Annotated in this window: 17 protein-coding genes; 12 read left to right on the top strand and 5 right to left on the bottom strand. The window is 34.4% G+C overall.

Annotated features, from left to right (window positions below):
- Positions 1-157: 157 nt before the first annotated feature.
- Together IC221_RS05650 and IC221_RS05645 are read left to right on the top strand one after the other, a co-directional pair.
- Complete coding sequence (locus IC221_RS05650; RefSeq protein ID WP_188168036.1) at positions 158-1,114, top strand: AraC family transcriptional regulator; 957 nt, start codon at positions 158-160, stop codon at positions 1,112-1,114.
- 306 nt (positions 1,115-1,420) lie between these two features.
- Positions 1,421-2,497: a hypothetical protein gene (locus tag IC221_RS05645; protein WP_188168035.1), complete on the top strand. Its 1,077-nt coding sequence runs from the start codon at positions 1,421-1,423 to the stop codon at positions 2,495-2,497.
- Positions 2,498-2,560: 63 nt separating this feature from the next.
- Here the strand turns inward: IC221_RS05645 and IC221_RS05640 are convergent, their stop codons facing one another.
- Positions 2,561-4,912 (bottom strand): arylsulfatase, encoded by a 2,352-nt coding sequence (locus IC221_RS05640; protein WP_188168034.1) that lies wholly within the window; start codon positions 4,910-4,912, stop codon positions 2,561-2,563.
- A 203-nt stretch (positions 4,913-5,115) separates the two neighbouring features.
- On the opposite strand from IC221_RS05640, the gene IC221_RS05635 reads away from it, so the two are divergent.
- Positions 5,116-6,102 (top strand): AraC family transcriptional regulator, encoded by a 987-nt coding sequence (locus IC221_RS05635; protein WP_188168033.1) that lies wholly within the window; start codon positions 5,116-5,118, stop codon positions 6,100-6,102.
- 40 nt (positions 6,103-6,142) lie between these two features.
- On the opposite strand, the gene IC221_RS05630 is transcribed toward IC221_RS05635, so the two are convergent.
- Positions 6,143-8,500 (bottom strand): arylsulfatase, encoded by a 2,358-nt coding sequence (locus IC221_RS05630; RefSeq protein ID WP_188168032.1) that lies wholly within the window; start codon positions 8,498-8,500, stop codon positions 6,143-6,145.
- Positions 8,501-8,694: 194 nt separating this feature from the next.
- Between IC221_RS05630 and IC221_RS05625 the strand changes: the two genes are divergently transcribed.
- Positions 8,695-9,468, top strand: a complete 774-nt coding sequence (locus tag IC221_RS05625) for a hypothetical protein (RefSeq protein WP_188168031.1) — start codon at positions 8,695-8,697, stop codon at positions 9,466-9,468.
- A gap of 296 nt (positions 9,469-9,764) precedes the next feature.
- On the top strand, positions 9,765-10,748 hold the full coding sequence (locus tag IC221_RS05620; protein WP_188168030.1) for an endonuclease/exonuclease/phosphatase family protein: 984 nt from the start codon (positions 9,765-9,767) through the stop codon (positions 10,746-10,748).
- 120 nt (positions 10,749-10,868) lie between these two features.
- On the opposite strand, the gene IC221_RS05615 is transcribed toward IC221_RS05620, so the two are convergent.
- Positions 10,869-14,219 carry a glycoside hydrolase family 38 C-terminal domain-containing protein gene (locus tag IC221_RS05615; RefSeq protein WP_188168029.1) on the bottom strand — a complete coding sequence of 1,117 codons (3,351 nt, stop codon included), beginning with the start codon at positions 14,217-14,219 and terminating at the stop codon, positions 10,869-10,871.
- Between the two features lie 371 nt (positions 14,220-14,590).
- Here IC221_RS05615 and IC221_RS05610 point away from each other — a divergent pair, with 371 nt between their 5' ends.
- The 6 genes from IC221_RS05610 (at position 14,591) to IC221_RS05585 (ending at position 22,121) form a co-directional block, all read left to right on the top strand.
- Positions 14,591-16,933 carry an amylo-alpha-1,6-glucosidase gene (locus tag IC221_RS05610; protein WP_188168028.1) on the top strand — a complete coding sequence of 781 codons (2,343 nt, stop codon included), beginning with the start codon at positions 14,591-14,593 and terminating at the stop codon, positions 16,931-16,933.
- Between the two features lie 423 nt (positions 16,934-17,356).
- Positions 17,357-18,970, top strand: a complete 1,614-nt coding sequence (locus IC221_RS05605; RefSeq protein WP_188168027.1) for a sulfatase-like hydrolase/transferase — start codon at positions 17,357-17,359, stop codon at positions 18,968-18,970.
- Between the two features lie 237 nt (positions 18,971-19,207).
- Positions 19,208-19,993 carry a DUF3050 domain-containing protein gene (locus IC221_RS05600; RefSeq protein WP_188168026.1) on the top strand — a complete coding sequence of 262 codons (786 nt, stop codon included), beginning with the start codon at positions 19,208-19,210 and terminating at the stop codon, positions 19,991-19,993.
- 10 nt (positions 19,994-20,003) lie between these two features.
- Positions 20,004-20,528 carry a DUF4269 domain-containing protein gene (locus tag IC221_RS05595; RefSeq protein WP_188168025.1) on the top strand — a complete coding sequence of 175 codons (525 nt, stop codon included), beginning with the start codon at positions 20,004-20,006 and terminating at the stop codon, positions 20,526-20,528.
- A 21-nt stretch (positions 20,529-20,549) separates the two neighbouring features.
- Positions 20,550-21,395: an NADAR family protein gene (locus tag IC221_RS05590; RefSeq protein ID WP_188168024.1), complete on the top strand. Its 846-nt coding sequence runs from the start codon at positions 20,550-20,552 to the stop codon at positions 21,393-21,395.
- A gap of 3 nt (positions 21,396-21,398) precedes the next feature.
- Positions 21,399-22,121, top strand: a complete 723-nt coding sequence (locus tag IC221_RS05585; RefSeq protein ID WP_188168023.1) for a class I SAM-dependent methyltransferase — start codon at positions 21,399-21,401, stop codon at positions 22,119-22,121.
- Between the two features lie 432 nt (positions 22,122-22,553).
- Here IC221_RS05585 and IC221_RS05580 read toward each other — a convergent pair whose 3' ends face one another.
- The gene (locus IC221_RS05580) at positions 22,554-23,213 is read right to left on the bottom strand and encodes a hypothetical protein (RefSeq protein ID WP_188168022.1); all 660 of its coding nucleotides are present in this window, start codon (positions 23,211-23,213) and stop codon (positions 22,554-22,556) included.
- A 302-nt stretch (positions 23,214-23,515) separates the two neighbouring features.
- Positions 23,516-23,965: a hypothetical protein gene (locus IC221_RS05575; protein WP_188168021.1), complete on the bottom strand. Its 450-nt coding sequence runs from the start codon at positions 23,963-23,965 to the stop codon at positions 23,516-23,518.
- Between the two features lie 217 nt (positions 23,966-24,182).
- Here IC221_RS05575 and IC221_RS05570 point away from each other — a divergent pair, with 217 nt between their 5' ends.
- Positions 24,183-24,887, top strand: a complete 705-nt coding sequence (locus IC221_RS05570; protein WP_188168020.1) for a hypothetical protein — start codon at positions 24,183-24,185, stop codon at positions 24,885-24,887.
- Positions 24,888-25,126 lie beyond the last annotated feature (239 nt).

The following is a 25,126-nucleotide window of genomic DNA, read 5'->3' as shown; positions in this document are numbered from 1 at the left end:
CATTTAGTTATAAATTTTTAAAAAGCATCAAGGTGGTTCATCCATTTTGGTGCTTTTTTTATGGCTAATAATATCAAAGATTTAGGGATTAGATGCTGATCTTAATATCTTTTGCACTGTAAATGTAATTTACCAACTTCAAAACCTATAACACATCATGATAGTCAAAGGCGACGAATCCAATCCATTTCTATTTTTTGAAAACTTAGCACAACGCTTTAATGGTAGTTGGAATGGAGAAGAATATGCATCCGATAATGATTTTGGAAAAATACAATCGGTGACTTTTGGTTATATGAATAGCTTGTATGTTGGTATTACAGAGTTGGAATTAAGTGAAGAAATGATCTTTGAAAATGATCCTATCACTGATCGTCAGTTTGTAAGTATTCGAATTGGAAAAATTGGGGATTTTAATAAAAAACACTCTCAAGCACAACAAAAAGATAGTATTTATATTTATAATAATCTTCAGAAATTTAAGATTGTTTATCCTGCTAAGACTAAAATGAGTTGGTTTTTTATTCGTTTTCCAAAAGATATTTATGACTTGCTCGGAACTGATAAATCTTCCGATTTTTATCAATTAATCTCTAACCCCAAACCTTGGTTTTATTACAGTCCAATGCTTTTAAATATTGAAGTTTTGATTAATGAAATGTATAATGTATTGCATGATAAAGTAGTGAGAAGGGGACTTTTTTTATCCAAAGCTATTGAAATCATCACAAGATTAAGAGAACATGGCACCGCAAATAAATTGAGTAATATAGCCTATGATATACACCCTGATGATTTGGATGTAATGCTTCAATTGAAAGATGAAATAATTGCCGATTTCACTAAAATACCCAATGTGAGTCAGCTTAGTGCAGAGAAAGGAATGAGTAAATCCAAATTGCAAAGAGGATTTAAAAGTGTATTTAAAATGCCGATTCTACATTTTTTTAATCATCAAAGAGTATTGGAAGGACAAAGAAGAATACGAACAACCCATCATGATTTTACCCAAATTGCTATTGAATTAGGCTATACAGATTTATCCCATTTTAGTAGAGTTTACAAACAGTTTTTAGGAAAAAGACCTTCAGAAGAAATACGTAATGTTGAGTAATTCGAAAGTGAAAGGAATTCATTAAATCATCCTATTAGTAGATTATAGATTTAGGTCACCATATGAAAATTTGGAAAAGCATTGATTTTTAATGGAAATCAACGACTTATCACATATGAAATTATAAAGTAAAATAATATATTTAGTAAGGGCTAATATCCTAAAATTGATATTCCCAAAATTAACTATTGAATTATACTGTTAGGTAAATTACTTAAAGACTCAAATAGGTACTTTACCAACTATAATCTGACCCGTATTCATGAATTTTAAAGCATCTAATTCTTCAATTCTAAACCATTAATTATGAAAAAAATATTAACTGTTTTTCTCGCAATCTTTACTCTATCTTCTTATGGACAAACTGAAAATAATAATGAATCTTACGAATGGCCCTACAGCATGCCTATTTGGGGTAAAAAAGCAGCTGAAAGAGGTTATAAAATTCAATTACCTTATGGTCTAAATGTCAATTATGTTTACAACCGAATGGACTTAGAAATTAGTTCTTTTAATATGACGATTGGAGATGATCCAAATTCCAACTTGAACCAATTAATCACAGAATATGTCACATTAGAGAATTTGAATTTCAATAATACGATTGCCAGAACAAACGGTATGAATTTAAGGGCTGATGTATGGGTATTTCCTTTTCTCAATGTTTATGGAATATATACCAATAGTACGGGTACAACAGAGGTGTCATTGCAGCCAAGATGGTTTGACGAAGATGGGAATCTTGTGATATCATTGCCTGAAGTAACCAGTATTGTCGACTTTTCGGCCAATTCCTATGGGTTCGGAACTACTTTAGTGGGAAAGATCTATAAAGATTATTTCTTTTCAGTGGATGGTAATATCACATGGTCTTCTTCTGAATTGCTCGAAGAACCTGCCGTTTTTTCAGTAATATCTGCTCGTGTAGGTGATAGGATTCGTTTTAAGAATGGTAGTATGTTGGCATTGTATGTAGGAGGAATGTATAGGGGTTTTGTGAATCAAAAAGGAAATAACGGTAATATTGCCATTCAAAAAGCATTGCCCAATTTGGGAGCTGAACTGTTACCTGAGATTGATCGTCGTGTGGCTGCAAATAATGAAGAAATTGAAAGTCTAGATCCCACCAATCCAGGAGATCGGCTTCAAATTGCAAAACTGGAAAAACAGAATGAAATTCTAATTGGAATTGGAACTGCTGTAGAAGGGTTATTATCTTCTGATGTTAATTATGGTATACAGAAAGATATTATCAACCATTGGAGTGTTCAGTTTGGTTTTAATTACGAAGTGAGTGAAAACTTTACACTCAGAGGGGAATTTGGAAAAGGGACAGGTAATGATTTTGTGATGATGGGGATGCAATATCGATTTGGAATATAATACATGAAAAATAGCTCAAGACATTATGCCTTGAGCTATCTAACAATCAATCGATTCAAAAAATTACTTCGATACGTTGTTGTATTCTTCGATAATATTAAGTGTCACACTCTTAAGTAGCCCACTGTATTTTGAGTTCTTTACTTTGTAATTGTCAGTAACTGCTGTTCCTGAATCTTTACCAACATCTAATGTTTCATCTAATGAATATAGGTTAGCAACAGTCTTTTCAACTCTTCCTTCTCCAATTTTTTTACCATCAGCATAAAGCGTAATTGTAGCAGGTGTGTAGGGTCTTTTCTCATCCATAATCACTGTTGCTTTGATACTCTTTGTGCCGTTAGGAATCTTAGCTGAAGATTTGATTGAATATTTATCAACAGCGTTACAATATTCATAGTAAGCGTTGCCGCTTTTGTCAACTCTCAATACAAACCCAGCAAAACGTCCTCCTTGAGTAATTAATACACCTTGATCTCCTTTTTTATATCCTTCTAGATTCGCTTCTAACGAGTGAGATTGGAATTTGGTAAACGGTGTAGCCCCCTCAGGAATTCTTAATCCATTTGGATAAGTAAATGATGTCAAACCTGTTGTAAGTGAAGGTCTAAATGTAGATCTAAAACGTTCTGTTCTACGGTCATCAATAGGTAACGCATTTGCTTTAGCCGCTTCAGCAAAGAACATAAATTTCATATATTCCAATTTAGCAGGCATTTCATTCGCTAAGTTTTTAGACTGAGAAAAATCGTCTTTTAAGTTATATAACTCCCATTTTAAATCCGTTAATTCTTTATCTTCAGCTGCAACATGCCATGGAATAGTACGTAAAGCACCTGCCCACCAACCATCGTGGTAGATACCCATGTTACCAAAAATCTCGAAATATTGAGTGGTATGTTCTTCTGGTGCTTTTTCATCATTAAAAGAATAGACTAATGATTCACCATCTAAATCTTCTTGATTTACCCCATCAATTTCCTTTGGCATTTCAATACCAGCCAATTCTAAAATTGTAGGAGCAATATCAGTAACGTGTGAAAATTGTGTTCTTACTTCACTTTCACTGTTAATCCCTTTTGGATAAGAGATAGCCATTGCATTACGAACACCACCTAAGTGTGAAGCCACTTGCTTTGTCCATTGGTATGGAGAGTTGACTGCCCAAGCCCATCCTGCAGGCATGTGGTTGAAGTAATCTTCAGTACCTAAACGGTTTGATTTTACCGCTTCCACTTTATCTTCCCATCTTTCAGGAATACCATTAAAGAAAGCCATCTCATTCAATAAACCTTCTTGGCCACCCTCAGCAGAAGCTCCGTTATCACCAGCAATATAGATAAAGACCGTATTGTCTAGTTTACCCATTTCTTCTACTGCATCATAAAGACGTTTGATTTGAACATCAGTGTGCTCAGTAAATCCAGCAAATACTTCCATCATTCTAGCATATACCATGCGTTGTTCATCAGTCAATGAATCCCATGCAGGTAATGATTCGGGACGAGGAGTTAATTTTGAATCTGCAGGAATAATACCTTTATCTTTCATATTATTGAAAGCTTGTTCACGGTATACATCCCATCCTTGATCAAATTTTCCTTTGTATTTTTCGATATATTCAGCTGGCGCTTGGTGAGGAGCGTGAACAGCACCTGGAGAGAAGTATACTAAGAAAGGTTTGTCAGGAGCAACCGCATTCACTGATTGAATATAGTTGATTGCTTTGTCAGCCATGTCCGTTGTTAAGTGGTACTCAGAACCATCAGCGTTAGTTTCAGGAGCAGTGATTCTTTTACGATCTTCAACCAAGGCAGGGTGGAATTGGTCTGTGTCACCACCAAGGAAACCATAGAAATAATCAAAACCTAAATCGTTTGGCCAACGGTCAAAAGGACCTGTGAAAGAAGCTTCCCAATCCGGTACATTGTGGTTTTTACCGTACCATGAAGTAGAGTAACCTTTTTGTTGAAGCACTTTTGCAAAAGTACCAGTCTCTTTAGGCATCTTCATTGTATAACCATCGTTACCTGTACCCAATTCCATAATAGCTCCTGTTTCAGCTTTATGATGATTTCTACCAGATAATAAAGCAGCTCTTGTAGGAGAACAAAGTGCCGTAGTATGGAATCTTGAATAAGTCAATCCTTTATCCGCAATTTCATCAAATGCAGGAGTTTCGATCTGACCACCCATGTGACCCATTTGTGCATATCCTACATCATCCAATAGAATTAATACAATGTTGGGAGCGTCTTGTAAATTGTTCTCTCTGAAATTAAGCTGTGCAGGTGCCGAATCTTTTGATTCGTGAACTGTTAGGCCTTTTACGTTTTGTGCTTTTATACTAATTGGTAATATTGCAATGATTAGTAAAGCAGATAGTATTTTGTGTAATTTTCTACTTGTAAACATACTTTTTTGATTTGTTGATGTAACAAATGTAGGGGGTAAGGAGAGTGAAATAGTAGTATGTTTGTATCAAGGGTTGGTATGAAAGAGGCAAAATACTGAGATTTCACAAGGTGCTTTCAAAATTATTAATGCTATTGCTAGTACTGTAAATCATTTAAAAAGTCATTTTTAATTAACTTGTCTATACAATTAAGAGGATAGTTATGGAAGAAAATATACTTGAGATAAGAACTGACGAAACAAATCCCAACTCATCTTATGACCTTATAGAAAAAGAGTTTGGAGGGGTAGTCAATGGAAACCATCTAATGTTGGATAGTGAGAAATTTGGAGTGATTGATATGACTTACTATGAGTATTTTCCAAGAATGTTTTGTGGAGTGACAAATCTTAATTTGAAGGTGCCGATTCGAGTATTAAATCAAACTGGTAAAAAGGAGCATTTTGTAAGTATAAGAATAGGGAAATCTGGAGATTTTACTTCTGAAACCAAAAAGAAATCTACTTTACTCAATTCTTTATATGTTTATAATAGTAATCAGGAGTTTTACATTGATTATTCTATCAATCAGCCCATCAGGTGGTACTATATGAGAATTCCTGTTCAAATGATAGATAAGTTTATCTACTCTTCCGATCATAAGCTGAATGAATTAATCCATAAAAAAGAAGCTTGGTTTTATTATGATACTCTTACTCCTGAATACGATAAGATTATATCGGAGCTGGATTTCTATATGCAAGACCCTGTGGTAAAGAAAGGTATGCTGCTTTCTAAAATGATAGAAGTGCTAAGCATTTTGCAAAAGAAATCTTTCGAAGACGGGCTTGAAAATGTTGTATATGGAGTGCATAAAAATGATTTAAACTTAATGTTTCAATTGAAAGATGATATTCTATCAGACTTTAAAGAAGTGCCTGATTTAAAGAAATTGATGAAGAAATATGGGATGAGTGAGTCCAAACTTCAAAAAACATTTAAGAAGGTATATAAAAAACCAATTTTACAGTTTTTCAATCATCATAGGTTAGAAGAGGCAAAACATATGATCACTCATACCGATAAAGATTTGAGTCAAATTAGTGTAGAACTTGGCTATACAGATCTGACTCATTTTAGTAAAAGGTATTATGCCAAGTTTGGCGAAAGACCTTCTGTAACAAGAAAAAGTCAGCAGAAAATCCACTGACTTTTTAACTAATAACTTAATTATCAAACTTGTAAATCGATTATTTAGAAGTTTGAGTATTACCGTACTCGTTGATTAATTCTAGAGCCACACTGTTCAGTTGTCCAGTGTAATGAGATTTTTTGATACTATAATTTTTAGTAACAGGCGTTCCTGTATCTTGCCCAATATCTAATGTTTCATCTAGTGAGAATAGGTTCGGTATTGTTTTTTCAATACGTCCTTCGCCTATTTTTTTGCCATCAGCATAAATTGAAATGGTAGAAGCTGTGTAGGGTTTTTTCTCATCCATAATTACCTTAGCGACCACATTTTTAGTACCTGCAGGTATTTTTGAGTTTGTTTTAATGCTATACACATCAGCAGTATTACTGTATTCATAATGAACATAACCTGCTTTGTCAATTCTTAAAACAAAACCTCCAAAACGGCCACCTTGAGTAATCAACACCCCTTGATCACCTTTTTTATATCCACCTTCAAGTGATGCATCCATTGTGTGAGAAATGAACTTAGTAAAAGGAGTAGCTCCTTCAGGTAACCTTAAGCCATTTGGATAGTTGAACAAAGTTTGACCGGCAGTCAATGAAGGACGGAATGTACTTCTAAAACGCTCCGTTCTTCTATCGTCAATTGGAAGCGCGTTAGCTTTTGAAGCTTCAGCGAAGAACATATATTTCATGTACTCTAATTTCTCCGGCATTTCTTCCGCCAAGTCTTTAGACTGTGTGAAGTCATCCTTAAGGTTATACAATTCCCATTTCATGTCCGTGATTTCAACATGTGCAGTAGATTCTGATACCCAAGGGATATTTCTCATGGCACCTGCCCACCATCCATCGTGGTAAATACCCATATTTCCTGCAATTTCGAAATACTGAGTCGTGTGCGTTTCTTCTGCTTCTGCGTTGTCAAACGAGTAAACCATTGATGTACCTTCCAAAGGTTTTTGAGTATAGCCATCAATTTCTTTTGGCATCTCTATTCCTGCCACCTCAAGAATAGTAGGAGCAATATCTGTTACGTGAGTAAATTGCTTTCTCACTTCACCTTTAGATTTAATTCCGTTAGGATAAGAAATCGTCATTGCATTTCTTACACCACCAAGGTGAGACGCAATTTGTTTTGTCCATTGGTAAGGAGAGTTGACAGCCCAAGCCCATCCTGCAGGCATATGATTGAAGTAATCTTCAGATCCCAATCGATTTGATTTTACAGCTTCCACTTTGTCTTCCCATTTCTCAGGAATTCCATTAAAGAAAGCCATCTCATTCAATAAACCTTCTTGACCACCTTCAGCAGAACCACCATTGTCACCAGCAATGTAGATGAAAATAGTATTGTCTAACTTGCCCATTTTATCAATGGCATCATATAGGCGTTTGATCTGTACGTCAGTATGTTCAGTAAAACCAGCAAACACCTCCATCATACGAGCGTAAACCATTTTTTGCTCTTCATTCAAGCTTTCCCATGCAGGCAATGATTCCGGACGAGGAGTCAGTTTAGATTCAGCAGGAATTAAACCTTTGGCTTTCATATTATTGAAAGCTTCCTCTCTGTAGACATCCCATCCTGCATCAAATTTCCCTTTATATTTTTCAATATATTCAGCAGGAGCTTGGTGAGGAGCGTGAGCAGCACCTGGAGCAAAGTAAACAAAGAAAGGCTTGTCTGGAGCAACCGCATTGACAGATTGTACATAGTTGATCGCCTTGTCTGCCATATCTGTTGTCAAGTGATAAGGAGATCCATCTTTATTGGTTTCAGGTGAAGTAACTCTTTTTCTGTCTTCTACTAAAGCAGGGTGGAATTGATCAGTATCTCCTCCTAAGAAACCATAGAAATAATCAAAACCTAAATCATTGGGCCAACGGTCAAAAGGTCCTGTAAACGATGCTTCCCAGTTGGGAACATTATGGTTTTTTCCATACCAAGAAGTGGAATATCCTTTCTCCTGAAGAACCTTAGCGAAAGAACCTACTTCATTTGGAATTTCAGTAGTATAACCTGAGTTACCAGTTCCTAATTCCATAATTACTCCTGTCTCTGCAGTATGGTGATTTCTACCACTCAATAATGCCGCTCTTGTAGGAGAACATAATGCCGTAGTATGAAATCTAGAATAAGTCAAACCTTTATCTGCAATTTCATCAAAAGCAGGAGTCTCAATCTGTCCACCTACATGTCCCATCTGCGCATACCCTACATCATCTAAAAGTACCAATACAATGTTTGGAGCTTCCGTTAAATTATTCGCTCTAAAGTTTAATTCTTTTGTGGGAGAATCTTCTGATTCATGTACAGTCAACCCTTTCACGTTTTGAGCTGAAGTCATCAAAGGCAATGCTGTTGCCATCATAGCAACACCGAATGCAGTTTTTAGTCTTTTATTCATAAACATATTAATTGCTTGTTATTATAGACCAAAATTAAGGTGCATTATCCCTTTTTTGTTGTTATGTTTCAATATTGAATTGGTACAAAACAGTTTATTCAGAATAATGAAATGAATAAAAGAATGTAAGGTTCAGAGTTTGAAAAGGAGATCATTTTCACTATTTTAAATGATAACCAATACAACAACTATCTATGAAAATTGAAATCAGAAAATGGGTCATAAGAGCATTATTACTCTGTTTTGTCAGCATTATATCCATCTTATTCTTGATGTCATTTCCACAAATTCTTTATGCGAAGAGAACTCAAGTGGGGAATTATATCATCTATCATGAAAATGACTTGAACCAATATTTTTATCAGAGACTGCATAATGTTGACTCTGTTTTTAGAGGAAGTGAATTATACAATGATCAACTAAAACTAGAAATATGTCTTAGTGATGGGACAGCCTATCCAACATTAATGAAAATGATTTGGGGCGATGCATTTGGTTGGGGGATGAACACAATAGCAACTGTAAATGGTAATATTAATTTTCAAGAAAATACCATTGAATTACATGGATATAAATGGAATTTTGAACAGCTTTTATTGCATGAATTGACGCACTGTCTTCAGTTCAATGCACTAGGTATTATGGAATCTAACCCATTGGCTAAACACCCTCAATGGAAATGGGAAGGTTATGCAGAATATGTTGCAAGACAAGGTGAAGTACAGCATTCTTTATTGAAAAATATGGAAAGGATAGAAAGTGCCAGAATGGTTGATCCCGATGAGTGGGGCGTATTTTTTGAAGACGGAACTGTTGCACCTAGAGTTTATTATGATTATTGGTTGATGGTTCAATATGCTTTGGTAGTGAAAAAAATGAGTTATTTGGAGTTACTGAAAATGAACTTAAAAGAAGAAGAACTAAAAAAGGAAATGATGATGTGGTATGATTTGAAGGTGAAGAATTAACACTTATATTTTTGCTGAAATTTAGTTTTAGTGAGTATAGGTATTTCTCATTTTTGTAATTAACAAACGGTTAATGATTTCTTATTGTGTTGATTAATAATCCATTATGAAATTATTACTATATTTATTAAAACAACACTTTTTAAAGCCAACTATTTTTCATTTGTACGTTTGAAATTATTTCTCTTTCAAACCTATCATATTTTTATATGTGATAAAGAAAATCTGTTGATTTATTTCAATGTTGTTTGATTTTTAGACCAGTTAAATAAAGTCTTAACTAAACTTTTCCAATTATGAGAATTGCCACTTTTAACATTGAAAACCTTGATTTCTCAGGAGATGACAAAAATCCATCTTTAGAACTACGAAAACCAGCTTTAAGAAACCAATTCGAAAGAATGAATGCAGATGTGGTATGTTTGCAAGAAGTTCATGGTCAAGAAACACCCGAACACTCTTCAGATAATCCAAATAGAACTCTATCTGCCTTAGATGCTATTCTTGATGGTACAAAATATCAAGAATATCATAAAGTAAGTACTATGACTCAAGATAATACTCCAAGAGATAAGAGAAATCTTGTGATTCTTTCTAAGTATGAAATTCTTGAGGTTGCTCAGTATAATAATGAATTCATAAATAATTTGAAGTACAAAAAAGTTACTCAAGTTCCAGAGTCTGATGACATTCTAAACGTAAATTGGGAAAGACCAATTTTTTATGTCAAACTTAAAATCTCAGATCATGATGTAATGCATGTTATAAATGTTCATTTTAAGTCTAGATTAGCTTCTAATATTAAAGGTCAGCTTGCAGGTTATCAATGGAAAAGTGCAGCAGGGTGGGCTGAAGGTTATTTCCTTTCTTCAATTAAGAGAGTGGGACAGGCTTTAGAAACAAGAATTTTGATAGATAATATCTTTGAACAAGAACCAGAGGCAAAAATTGTGGTATGTGGAGATTTTAATGCTGAACCTGGACAAGTTCCTGTAGAAGCAATTCAAGGTAAAATGGAGAACACAAACAATCCAGACTTGATTTCGAAAGAACTAATTTCGTGTAGTCGATCAATTGCAGAATCTATCAGATATTCACATTTGCATCATGGAAAAGGAAATCTCTTGGATCATATGCTGGTCTCAAAGTCATTATTCCAACATTTTAAAGATGCAAAAATATTCAATGAACAATTACATGATGAAAGCTTACCTTTTGCATTTGATACAAAATATCCTGAATCAGATCATGCAGTCTTTTTAAGTGAATTTAATCTTTAATTGCTTAGAAATTTGTTTTTTAAATCCAAAGGCTCCTAAGAAAACCATATATTAAAAAATCCTCTCTTATTCCTTAATGTCAAGGAAATAAGAGAGGATTTTCATATTTAATCTTCTAAATTACTTAGAAGCTGCTTCAGCGTTAACTTTCACTAATAAGAATCTAACACCCCAGCCAGGAATATTTTCACCTTGTTGGAAAGCACCCATATTATCTCCATTGATATTTGAAAGATACACTTCTTCCACTTTGTCAGAAGACGTCCACTCTAAAATCGAATCACCAGCATTAGCATTTAATACCGTCAATAAAACGTGCTCTTTATCCATTGGTCTAGAAGCAGTGATAATTAAATCAGAAGCTGTAGGTTGGATAAATGCAGTGTAATTCTCATTTGTGTTTTCAGAAATTAAGATCGGTTGAGCCACTGCCATACTGAATTTTTTAGCATCAGTAGAAACATAAGCACCGTGAGGTCTTAACATAAAACGGAATGAATGCCATCCTTCTTGAGAAGCTTTATAGTTGGTTTCCCAATAGTTGTTCATCAAGTAAGCGTAAATTGTTTGTGTAGGTTTTACTTCTTGTACCCAACCATACGATAATGCATCTGTTGTGATTTCACCTAATTCGATCATAGGAGCATCTGGAGTTACCCAAGTTACACCATGGTCAAGGTTAGAAACATCAGCATAACGTTGAACTGTAAAGTAGTTTTTACACGAACCTTGCAATTGCTCTTTTTCTGGAATGTACTCACCAAATGGGGCGTCAATTCTTACTGTACCATTTTTTACATTGAATGGGAAAGCAATATGAACACCTTCCGGATCGTAAACATTCGATTTGTTGATTTGGTTATCAATCTCAACCACTTCAGAGTAAGCATTTACTTCAAAAGTACGCTTCCACTCTTCAGTACCAGGAGCAGAAGAACTTACTTCAATTACACTAATCAAATTACCTTTTTCTAACCATTTGATCTGAATATCATCAGCTGTAGTCAAAGGTGCTTTTGGATTTCTACCCGCTACATAATAGTAATCATTCAAACCTTTAAGGTCTGTTTTATCAGAAAGTTCTTTCTTTCTTACTTTATCATAAAGTGAAGCGACACTACCATTTTCAGTATTGATTTCTAATTTGATGAAATCGTTCTCAATTGTATTATCAGCCACTTTCAATGCTTTCTGACCTTTACACTTCTTACAGTTTTTGCAGTCCTTGCATTTCTTACATTCTTTACTGCATTTCATTTCAGCAGTTGAGAATAATTCCAACTGACCATAAGCTGGTAAGTGATCTACATAAACGGCCAATTCACCAGTACTCAAACGCTGAGTAGGGTAGTATTTTCCATCTTGATCTACGATGTAATCACCATTTGAAGTTTTTTCAGCACTTAATTTTACTAATTCCGAACGGTCCCAGTTCAATGTATTGGTCAATAAAATACCTTTTGTTTTTTCACCAATAGCCAATGCTCTTTCTAATAATTCATCAGCAATTGAATCCGCTTTGATAGCGAAAGATTGTTTTACAGCCCATTGAGAGTGTACGAAATCTGCTTCAGGTTCTGAGATTGAATTGTAAGCACCCCAAGTATGTTCGTTGTATAATAAAACGTATCTCCATGCTTGTTCGAAAGTTTCGTTTGGAATATCAGCACCATTTAATGACATAATCGTCATGGCTTGAGAAAGTTTCTCAGAAGCGTTTCTTACTAAAGCAGTTTCGGCAGAAGTAGATCCTGCGCCATCTTCCCAATATGGAGTGAAATCACCTTTCACTACAGGAAGTTGATCACCATACTTTTCCTCAAATGCTTTGAATGATTCAGTAGTAGTAGACAACATTACTTTTGGTGTCTCATACGTTTCGTTCCACTCTTTTACCGTTTCAGAAATGCCTTGGTCAACAGGACCGTTGTCAGAACCCACTGTGTAACGTAAAGTTGTAATATCGTAAGGGTAAGTTCTTTCGTTTAACTCATTTAAGTAATCAAAAACGGATTTTGGAGTCAATAATACTTTCAAGTCTGTAAATCCTAAACCTGTATGGAAATGACTGTATCCTTTTTCATGTACCCAAACCATTACTTTCTCTTCACCTGATGGAGAAGACCAATAGAATGGACGATCACCCCAAGTAGAAATTGTACCACCAATTCTGTGGAATACATTTGTACCTGCTGAAAGATATTTAATGCCAGAATGTGCCAATACAGGAACAAGGCCCCATGTGTAACCAGGAACGTCAGTGATCATGGCAGATTCTAAAGGAGCACCAGTTTCATTGGCTACTTGTAATGCATCAAAAGTAGATTCAACCAATTCTTGAGGATTCGATAAACCTGTAAGCATATTACCATAAAGACCATTCAATTCAATTGAACCATTTTTAACGGCATCCATAAAATCTTTTCTTTTCTCTGGAGAAGCATTTTTAAGGTAGCTTTCAACAGCCCACATTACTTCAACACTCCATTTGAATTGAGAACCTTCAGGAAAATCAGCTGTCTTTTTACTCATCATTACAGCGTCATCCAAGTTTTCCCATTGTACTTTTTCTACATCGTCTTGCGTATGAGTATACCCAATATCAACGTGTGAGTGGTGTAATAAATAAACAGTATAGGGTTTTACCGGCTCAACTTCTAACGTTTTCTCGTCCAATACTTTCTTTCCTACAGTAACACTTACTGGGATAGAAGTTGTTTCTTCCACCTTCGGAATATTGATTCTAAATACATTTGCACCGACATTAAGCGTTACTTTTTCTTTCGATTTTCCTGCAGTAATGATTGCTTGCTGAGGCTCACCATAGTGTAAGATTGTCGTTCTTAATTGTTGTTGAGGACCTTTTGCAGTTTTGATCACTGCAGGTTCTTGTTTCCAGCTAACGTTTCCGTCTACTCCATATTTGAATAGCATAAACCAGCTCGATTTACCAATACTTGGAGCAACTACTTTCATTTTAATAGATCGGCCTTTTGGTAAATCTTCTGCTTTAATTTTTAAGAAACCATAACCAAACATATCACTGTAGGCATCGATCATTGTGCCTTTAAAAGTCAATTGAGAATCATTGGGTCCTTCAGCTTTTACGTCTTGAAGAATACTTTCCTCCGGAGCTTTAAATGTAAAGTATTTTTTGTCGTTGATGTAAAAGTCAAATTCATACTGTGCTCTATCAATATCGACACCCATGATGACTCCATATTCAACGTATTCACCATTAAAAGAGATAGGTACTGCTTCTGCTTCCCATTCCATTTCATTTTTTCCTTCCGTACACCTTACCAACATGGCCTGATTAGCATCTTCTTGCGGAGATTTATAAGGCATAATGTCACCATTGATATAATCGGTGTAGCCTTTTAAAAAAATCTTCTCTTGTCCATAGCTAAATTGTATTGTGATAATACTTAAAAGAATTACCCAAAAGTGTTTGTAGTTAAGTTGATTCATTCCAGTTAATCATTAAGTTTAAACATATGAACATAAAGATGGTGAATCGTGTGTAGAAAGTACATTTATTTTATGTTAAGCAGGAATTATTAACAAAAAGTATCTCAACCGATTTAAATTTATAATTTACTTATTTTAAGTATTAATTGAATTACTTTATAAAATGCTGTTCATTAGTGCTTTACATATTTCATCTATCTAAGATTTCATGAAATAATTCCAATAACACCTCATAAACAGTAATTATTAATAAAATAGAAATCATTTTGTGACCTATGAACAATTGTTAACTTAGAGAAACATTAATGATAGTATTGCGTGAAAATGAGTCAAACTCTTATCACAAGATTTACAAGATTAACTAAATAATAATGAGGATTTTAAAAAGTACATTTATACTTCTTGCCTTGACACTTTTTTATGGGTGTGCTAAAGAAAATAATGAACACAAATTTACAGCAAAAGAAGCTGTGAAAGATGAAGTGTTACAGGAATTGAAAGTAGATGTTGCTGCTGCGGAGAACAGAGTTGTGACGTATACTAATAAAAGAAGTGCTTATTTTCAGACTCAAACACACGTTTTAAATAGTGAGTTGTACAGTTGGTTTAATGGTTGGAATATTGGTCAAAAGAGAATTTTGACGGATTATGACCTTACGATTGATGGAAAACTATTTGATCGTGCAAATGCAGCAGTTGAAGTTTACCCTCATTACATTCAAAGAGCGACAACCCAAGGTACTGAGCGTTTGATCCTTTTTGATGATCAAGACGTAATATATGTTGATTTTCATAATGTAAAAGGAAAGGAAACAAACCTAACAGTAACAGGCGATCAGATCAAATTAGAGAGTAGAGATAAAAATGCATCTTACTTTGTTTCTTCAGAGTCAGAAGATCATTTCGTAGTCGTTGCCCCTTCGCACAACGAAAAAATTGATGCAGAAGGTAATGTAAAAGTGACTGCTTCTGGAAAGGGCGGTTTTTATATTTCTTATGCGAAAACAAAAGAAGAAGGTTTAGCTTTAATCCAACAAGCTAGAGCGGAACATGGTCAGTGGTTCCAAGAACGTACGGACCGTATGACGCAATTGGTGACAGAAAATACTGCAATTAAAACAGAAGATCCTCATTTCGATAAAGCATTAATGTGGTTGACATTAACGATGGACGAAATGGTAACTCACCAAAGAGGATATGGTATCTATGCGGGTATTCCTTGGTTCAATGAGTATTGGGGTAGAGATACATTTATCTCATTGCCGGGTGGTACTTTAGTTTTAGGAGAGACAGAGGTAGCGAAGAAAATCCTTCTTTCTTTTGCAGATGTACAAGACAAAAAATCGACTTCAAAGTACTACGGTAGAATTCCAAACATCGTAAAAATGGAATCATTGAACTACCACACGACAGATGGAACACCTCGTTTTATCTTTGAATTACTTGATTATATTCAATATTCAGGTGATAATTCATTGATAAAGAAAATGTACCCTACAGTGAAAAGAAGTGTGGATGGAGCATTGAAAAACTGGGTGAACAAGAAAGGTTATTTAACACATGAGGATGCTGATACTTGGATGGATGCGAGAAGAGAGCCAGATCATGTTCCTTATTCACCAAGAGGTAGTTATGCTAATGATATTCAAGCCTTATGGTTCAAGCAATTGAATGCGGCCATTTACTGTGCAAAAGAAACTAATCACATTAGTGACATGAAACGCTGGCAGAAGGTGGCTGATAAAGTTCAGGCTAACTTCAATAAAGATTTCTTCAACGATTCACATGCCTATATGGCAGACCGTATTGATCATGATGATCAGCCAGACTTCCAATTCCGTCCTAACCAATTATTTGCCATGGATTTCATGACAGATGATGTAAAGAAAATGGAATTGACTCGTGAAATTTGGGAGCATTTAGTATACCCTTGGGGTGTTGCATCATTAAGTCAAGAAGATCCTAATTTCCACCCTTATCACCTAGCGTGGGAGCATTATCATAAAGATGCCGCTTATCATAATGGTACAATTTGGCAGTGGAACAATGGTTATGCTATGCAGCGTATGATTGAAAGTGGTCAGCCTGATATTGCCTTCCAACTGTTTGAAAATATGAATGAGCAATCATTAGATATGGGGGCTGTAGGTAGTATGAATGAAAATGCGGATGCTTTTCCTCATCCAGGTGAGACTTACCCTAAATTAACAGGTACTTACATGCAGGCATGGTCAAACGGTGAACAATTGAGAGTTTGGTATCAATACTTCTTAGGTTTAAGACCAAATGCGATTGAAAATACAATTGTACTAGCACCAAGAATTCCTTCTAAATTGAACAATGTTTCTTATAAAGAAAAATTAATGGGAGGTACGCTTGTTGGACAATTCGAACGTCAAAATGATGTGGAAGTTTATACTTACACAATGAAAGGAAAAGATGTGAAATTCAGTTTTGAACATTCATTATTTCAGCCTATCAACATTGAAGTGAAAGCAGATGAGAAAGTGAAAGTAACAAGGGATCAAAAAGAATTGACATTGACCGTATTTGGAGTTGACGGAAAGCAAAGAGAATTGAAAAAAGAACACTTGGATGAGCAATTAGCAAATCGTCAAGAAAAGTCTGACAAAATCTTTGAAGGAACACAGTTCTGTAAACCTTCTATGGACAAAGAATATGAAGCAATGAAACAAACGTTTCAGAAAAAATAAATATTACCCTTAACGATTTGAAGGTCGCTGACGAAAGTTGGTGGCCTTTTTTGTTTAAAACATAAGATGAATGAATTATTGTTTGAGCTTTGGTGAGTTTAAGGAATTACCCATTTAAGAGTTATAATAATGTATATAAATGAGGGCTTTTCATCCAAATGGAAAGCCTTTATTATTTTGTCACTATTTTTTTAATTGATTTATCAGTATTTACAACTATCTTTTATTTCTAAAAGTATTGTAGACTAAAGATGCTTATTGATTTTTTGATGATTTAGAGGAAACTGTTGGTAATCCTATTAAAATCAATCCTATTTTTTTGATTGAATGGCATTTATTTTCCAAGAAATTCTGTTCAGAATTTAATGAATATTTTAGTGTACAATATCTTCATTACTTATTAATTTTTTGACTGAAATGACTATGAAACAACTACTGCTTGTACTACTTTTATTATCAATTTTTGGAACAAACCAAGCACAAGATCACCCCAACATACTCTTGATTATTGCCGATGATATGGGAGCGGATGTTACGCCGGGTTATGGGATCGGAAACAATTTGCCTTCTACACCAAACCTAGACGCACTCAGAAAATCAGGCGTACTCTTCTCCAACGTATGGGCTACTCCTGTTTGTGCAGCAACAAGAGCTACTATTATGACAGGAAAGTACGGCGTCAATAATGGTGTACCTAGTGTACCGGGAGAATTAAGTACGGATCATACCACAATTTTTACTCAATTAAAACAACAAACGAATAACGAGTATACGACTTGTCTTGTTGGAAAATGGCACTTAGGGAAAAACAATGATTATGACCATCCCAATGAGCATGGCGTGGACGAATATATGGGGGTGTTGAAGTCAGGTGTTGCAGATTACTATAGTTGGAGTAAGGTCGAAAACCAACAACAGGAAACGTGTACAGAATATGCTACGACTTATTTTACAAATTATGCGATCAATTGGATCAATAAGCAAGACAAACCATGGTTGATGTGGTTGGCACACGTAAGTCCTCATTCTCCTTATCAATATCCACCAGAAGGTACTTATTCTAATAATCATTCGGGTTCGGCCACAATGAAAAAATATTTGGCCATGATCGAAAACTTGGATTATGAAATAGGGAGACTTTTGGAGAATATCCCTGAAAATGTTTTGGAAAATACATTGATCATTTTTGTAGGAGACAATGGAACACCTCCTAATTTCGTACAAGGATATTCGCAAGGAAAAGGCACTTTATATGAAGGAGGTGTACATGTACCTATGATTATTTCAGGGAAGGGAGTAGCCTTAAAAAATGAAACAATTGATGCTAAAATTAATGTCTGCGATTTATTTGCGACAATGGCACATTTCTCTGATGAATCGATTGGTGAAAAAGGAGGTTTATACAACAGTTTAAGTTTCAAACACCTTCTTTCTGGCGAAGACGGACCTACTAGAATGTTTAATTATATGGAACTAGGGGCAAAGGATGGTTTTCCAGATGATGCATATACACTTCGTGATGAGCAATATAAATTGATTCAATACCTCGACAATAACAATACAAAAGAACTCTTTGATTTGATCAATGATCCGTATGAAACCAAAAACCTATTGGATGGAACCTTAACTGCGGAACAACAGCAGCGCATGGAGGCATTACAAGAAGAAAGTAATCGTATTAGAACGGGGTGGTCTTGTAATGATGGGATTCAAAATGGAGATGAGATAAGTATTGATTGTGGTGGAGACTGTGGAAGCTGTAATGTAACCGCTATTCCTGATTTTTTAACCTCAAAAAAATATAATTTCTTCCCCAATCCTTTTGAAGATCAGTTGTATTTGGGACAAACGGCCACTGATACAAAAGCTATTATTACTGTCTATAATTCATCAGGTCAAAAAATAGAAGAAATTACAAAGCGAAGCACGGAGGAAATGATGATTAAAACAGCGGCCTACCAAACAGGGATTTATTTTATTTCAGTTTTCAATCTCGAAACGAAAACAAAAAATGTTTACAAATTGATAAAGAAATAGATGCAAAAAGAGCCAGCTTTATGTGTTTTTTGAAGTGAAGAAAGTTTCAATATTCTCATTGGTGAGAATGTAGTTTTGGATACAGAATAGTAGCAGTGTTCACTTATTGTAGTGCTATTCTGTTTCCGTCTTTTACATTTTTAAAGAGACCATTGTGGTTTATAGTAGTACATCTACTAAATTTGTGTCAAATCAGCAAAGAGTTATTATCTATAAATCATAACAGACAAACATAAGATGTATACCATTGAATACATTGAAGCCGAAATCAAAACACTAAGAGATCAGCTTTCTAACCACGCTCTATATCAAAACTTGAGAAAAGTAAGTGATATCAAAATCTTTATGGAAAACCATGTGTTTGCCGTTTGGGATTTTATGTCTTTATTGAAGACTTTACAGCAACAACTTACCAACGTTGAATCTCCTTGGACGCCAAGTGCAGACCCTACAATTGCAAGGTTTATCAATGAAATTGTATGCGGAGAAGAGAGTGATATTAATGAACTGGGCGAACCAAAGAGCCATTATGAAATGTATTTGGATGCAATGGCACAAGTGGGTGCTGATGCTACAAAAATGCATCAATTGATCGCTTACCTTCAAGAAGGAAAATCTGTAGATGTGGCTTTGGAAAGAACTACCGTAGACAAAAGAGTAGCGGCATTTGTACGTTATACTTTTTCGGTCATTGATACACACAAGACACATTTGGTAGCTTCTGCATTTACTTTCGGTAGAGAAGATGTGATTCCAGATATGTTTTTAGAAATTTTGAATAATGCAGCTGAACAAGAGCAGTACAATAAAGTGGTGTATTATTTAAAAAGACATATTGAATTGGATGGTGACGAACATGGACCATTGTCATTGAAGATGATCTCTGAATTATGCGGTGATGATCAGAAGAAGTGGGAGGAAACTTTAAATACTGCAAAAGAAGCTTTACAAAAACGAATAGAATTGTGGGATGCGATCAATGATCTTATCTTGGTTCAACAACCGTGTGAAGTTTTAGTTTAAGCATTAATTTATGATCGATTTCAAGAATATTGAATACCTTAAAGAGGGGAACAAAAGACAGGAAGAAGCTTATAAAGCTTTAAAAAAGCATCAAATTTTTGAGCGTTTAGCAGCTTATGTTCCTCTTTTAACAGGTACAATACCTATCCGTATTGATTTACCAGAAAGTGATTTGGATGTCATTTGTCAGTGTGAATCTTTGGAGTCATTTGAGGCTTTTTTATTGGAGTCGTTTCAGGAGGAAGAACAGTTTCAGCTTTCTGTATCACACCAAGAAGGCGTGGGGGCAGTGGTTTGTAGTTTTATGATCGATGCTTTTGAAGTTGAAGTTTTTGGTCAAAATAAGCCCACTGAGCAGCAAAACGCTTTTCGTCACATGATGATAGAATATCAGCTTCTTGAAAAATATGGAGAGGATTTTCGTCAAAAAATTATTGCTTTAAAAGCAGGAGGATTGAAAACAGAACCTGCCTTTGCAAAACTATTAGGATTAGAAGGAGACCCTTATCAGTCACTTTTAGAAGTGAAAGTTTAATTTATTTACTCAATACCAAACATGCATTACCTTTCCGTCAACGAAGTAAAAGAAATGTGCTATCAAAGCACTTATCATATCAAAGACTTTTTATTAGATCAAAAAGAAGTATTTCCTTACCATCTCCATGTGCTTTTTGATCAAGTAAAAGCAGGAAAGGTACGTCATGAAGGCATTAATGCTTTTGTGAGAAAAAATAGTACACGTTTGCATATTGTGAGTAAAGACTTTGATTTACTTTCAAACACATCAGAAGGTTTTCCAATTAAAGTTCCACAATTTCCACATTTCAGAACGGCAGAACACCTTTTTCAATGCATCAAATTTGACCCTACCAAAGGAGATGAGATTTTGGATAAGCAATTGTTGATTTTGGACCAAACTTCAGGGTTAGGGGCAAAACAAGTGGGAGATCGAAAAGACGATATGAGAATGTTTTGGCGATCGGCCTGGATCATGAAAGATTGGGAAATGAGAGACCTTCCATTTGATCAATATAAAGAAAAACATTGGGAGGCATTGACTGAAATTATTAATGGTATGTGGTATGCTTTATTGATGAAGTTGGCCAACAATCGTAAGGAATATGGAAAGGTATTGTTAAAGAATGGAGCGGTAAAACAATCGCCTATTGTGGAGATCGAGCTTGACCAAAATAGTCCTTCTACATTTTGGGGGACGAAGATTCAAAGTAACGGCATGATGAGAGGTTTGAATATCGGAGGAAAGCTATTATCAAGATTAAGAGATTTTTACCGTTTGGAATTGTTACAAAAGAAAGGCACTTTTAATCTATTAGAGGTGGTACCTCCTTTTAATATAGAAGTATTCGGTGGGCCAATTCCTAAAGTAAATTACAATGAATAAAGAATGAACCAGAAAGAAATCAATCAAAAAAATAAAGCAATTTGGGAAGCCAACGCCAAAGTATGGGATGAGAGTATGGGTGAAAAAGGAAATGATTGGCATTTGAACTTAATTGCACCTATTACCGAAGAATTACTAAACCTAAAACCTCAAGATCACCTACTCGATATTGGTTGTGGAAATGGAATTTTTGCCAGGAGAATGGAAGGCAAGGAAATCAAGGTCACTGCTTTTGATTTTTCCGAAGAAAATATAAAAAGAGCAAAATCGTATGGAGGAGCTATTCAATATGCTGTCGTAGACGCGACCATAGAAGAAGAACTAAATGCCTTAGGTTCCTCATTTGACGCCGCCGTCTCTAATATGGTATTTATGGATATGCCCGATTTAGCACCTTTATTTCAGTTTTTATCCAAAACGCTTTCCGAAAAAGGAACCTTTGTCTTTTCAATTCAACATCCTGCTTTCAATTCAGAATATGTTGACTTTAAAGAAGATGCTGTATTGGTGAAAAACTATATTCAAAGTAGTACTTCAAAAGGCATTGCTTTAGCGGAACAACCTCAAGAACAGTTTTATTTTCATAGGCCCATTAGTGAATACTCAAAATTAGCATCAAAATATGGTTTTGCCATCGATGCGATTGAAGAGCCGGTTTTCAATAGAGGAGACATTTTTTCAAAAATCCCTCCAGTGATTGTTTTTAGGTTGAGGAAGAATTTATAAGAGAACCTGTTTATGTAGAGAAAGCTTATTACATTGTAAACTAAATTATCATCAACTTTCAATCTGCATTTCTGTAAGCATTTATAGGATCTACTTTCAAGCTTCCTCCTTCTTCATTTTTCCATTAATGAAAAACTAAGCAAAAAATCTAGGCTTAGAAGTCAAAAGCTAAATTCCATTTCTCTCGCCTAAATGATTTTAAACTCGCTAAAGCTCAAACAAGAAAATCATTTTTAACGGCTCAATACATGGAATTCTTCACGCTTTTCCCTTCAATGCCGAGGGAGTACTACCAAACTAAAGTGGTAGGAAGCTCACAGGCGCGAATGTTAAGCGGTAGCATCATTCGTGTCCTTCAGATCATCAGAAATCTCCTGATTTCTAAATACCATACATAGTCGAAAACTTAGTTAACAGAGTACTTGTTGTCGGTTATTCTTGTTGCTGAAAATTTACTTTATAAGGTGTGTGTGACCCGATAAACTTATTGGCGATTTTGACCTTTGAAGTGTATTCTAATATATCATTTTTAGCATAAGTAAAACTTCCTTTGACTGTTAATTCTAGCTCATCTCCTTCATGAAAAATATCCGTTTTTTTTGTTCTAAAATTAATATTTTTGGATACACTGCTACTAGCTTCTACAGGGATTTTTGAGGCACTTTCCCAAGGTAGGTAAATAGAGTATCGAGACGTAATATTTTCTCCAAAATCTGTTTTCGTACTGTCATCAATATTAGGTTTCTCATATTTATTACCATTAAAACCGCCATCAACAATTTTCCAAAAGCCTAACATCGACAGAGTATCCGCTTTATTTTGATTTAAATTATTAATGATAAGCTGTACTTCATCTACACGATACATTTCAGGGTCAAAGTTATAAAATGTGATTGGGATTAAGATCTCCCAATTAGTCTCTTTTGTCATAAAATCAAATTGTTTTGTGATCCTAATCTCTTTTGCAACTGACATTTCATTTTTTGGGTGACTGAATTTTTGCATTAAAAAATCTGATGAACAAAAGGCAATGATAACAGCAATAATAGCAACAGGCTCTTGTTTAATTAGTTCTTTTACAAAGTTTTTCATAGAGTTTGTTTAAGTAAAGATTAACGGTGTTTGTATGTAATTGCAAATGTATTCATTTTCAATTATATATTATGCATTGCAATTAAAAAATGATAAGAAAATCAAAACTTAGTCGAACAACTTCCTTATTTTGAATGATTAAGCAGGTAGTTGTTTATCTGTTTTAGTCATTAAGGAATGAGACTGTTTAGATTTACTTTTAAAAATCATTGACCTTGAATATAAAAGTAAACCCTTACAACTCTTCAAAGTGAGAATTGTAAGGGTTTTGTTTTCGATCCTAAAAAGTGAAAACTATTGTTCTAATGATCCTTTGCCTTTATGTCTAAACTCAACTCTTTTTTCATGTCATGCAAAGTATGATGTTCCACCTCAACATACCCAGACATATCAGAATCATACTTCTTTTTATTTCTACTTTCAAACGTCATGCTATCACCTTCATGATATTCATTTCCCTCTCCCTTAGTCCACTTTGTAATCACCGAATAATCACAATGAAATTCATAGATTTTCAAAAGAGGGTTATAAGTATAAGCTCCTTTTTCAGTAATAATATAAAAGTCTTCACAACCTTCAAAATACCCTCCATGCTCATTGCGTTCATATTTTTGTTCTTCTTCATACAAATAAATATGATCAAGGTAAAGCTTATCACCACGGAGTATTTTTGATTCAAAAATTTTCATGGGCTCTTGAGCCAATGTACTGAAGGAAGTAAAGAGGATGATGGTTAATAATAAGGTTTTCATAATAATTTACTTTTGACAATCGCGAAAAATATGATTTAATCGAAGAACCGCTAAATTAAAGACATCTGATTAATGTATTAAATTTCGTTTCATAACAATCCATAACGTGATATAAGCCAATAGTCAATGAGCATTAGTTTTAAACTAGTGTGGTATTTGTATATGTTTTTTGGGTATTAGGAAATACAATATTTAAAGCAAATAGAAATTAAATTCAATGATGAAAAATAAAAGCGTGACATTCAAAAAAATTCTTGAAAGTGAATTAATTAGCAGTTTGAAAAATGATGAGACTTTTGAAAAGTTTAATCATCCAAAGACACAATGTAAACTATCTTTAAAAGATAAAGAGAAAAAAATAGAAATGACTTTTAGGTTTTTGAAAACTGTTTCAGAAGAGCGAGAAGATGTTATTGCTCATGAACTATATTATACAATAAGTTTGAGGTTCAAGATAGTTCATAAATGGTTTAATAAGTTTTACCAAGGGAGTAATAGTAAAGATTATTTAAATGCTTCAACTTATTTTAAACAATTTCCAGGGCGACGATATGAGGGAGAACATTTTTATGAAGACTCTTACAACCTAAGCCTCAAGAGAAGTATATCTGAAATATTAGATAATTATAAGATGGTTATCAATAATTATGGAAGTTTAGAACTTTTATATCAAAATCTAATTGAACCAATATTATCTGGAGAAGAAATAAATCAAGTTTATGGAGGCCCTTGGATATTTGAATATTTGATGATATGCAGAGTAATAAATGATGAGAAGTATTCAAAGCTAAAAGAAATTTTATATTCATTTTTAACTGAAATGTATAACGATGGAGAACCTAACTCTTTCGATTACTTTGATTTATTCGATAAAATTACAAATGCTTTAGAAAACATAAATATTGCTGATCTAAAGAAATAATTTCTTTCTAGTGCAAGTGTTAAGCCGATAAGCGTCACTTGTATCTAACAATCGGTGAAGTTTCTCGACTTCCGAGCTAACAGTACAAAAATCTTCACGATAAAATTACAAATTCCATAAATCCTTTTACCAGTAAAAATTGACTATTAATTTGTGGGGTATGGGGCTGTCGCAAAACTAAGATTTGAATAAATAATCATTATGTTTAACTTATAACATAATGATTATTTACTATGCTC

It is taken from the genome of Flammeovirga sp. EKP202 (assembly GCF_014534745.1).
In the GTDB taxonomy this organism is placed as follows: Bacteria; Bacteroidota; Bacteroidia; order Cytophagales; family Flammeovirgaceae; genus Flammeovirga.
This window is presented reverse-complemented; position numbering and strand designations above follow the sequence as displayed.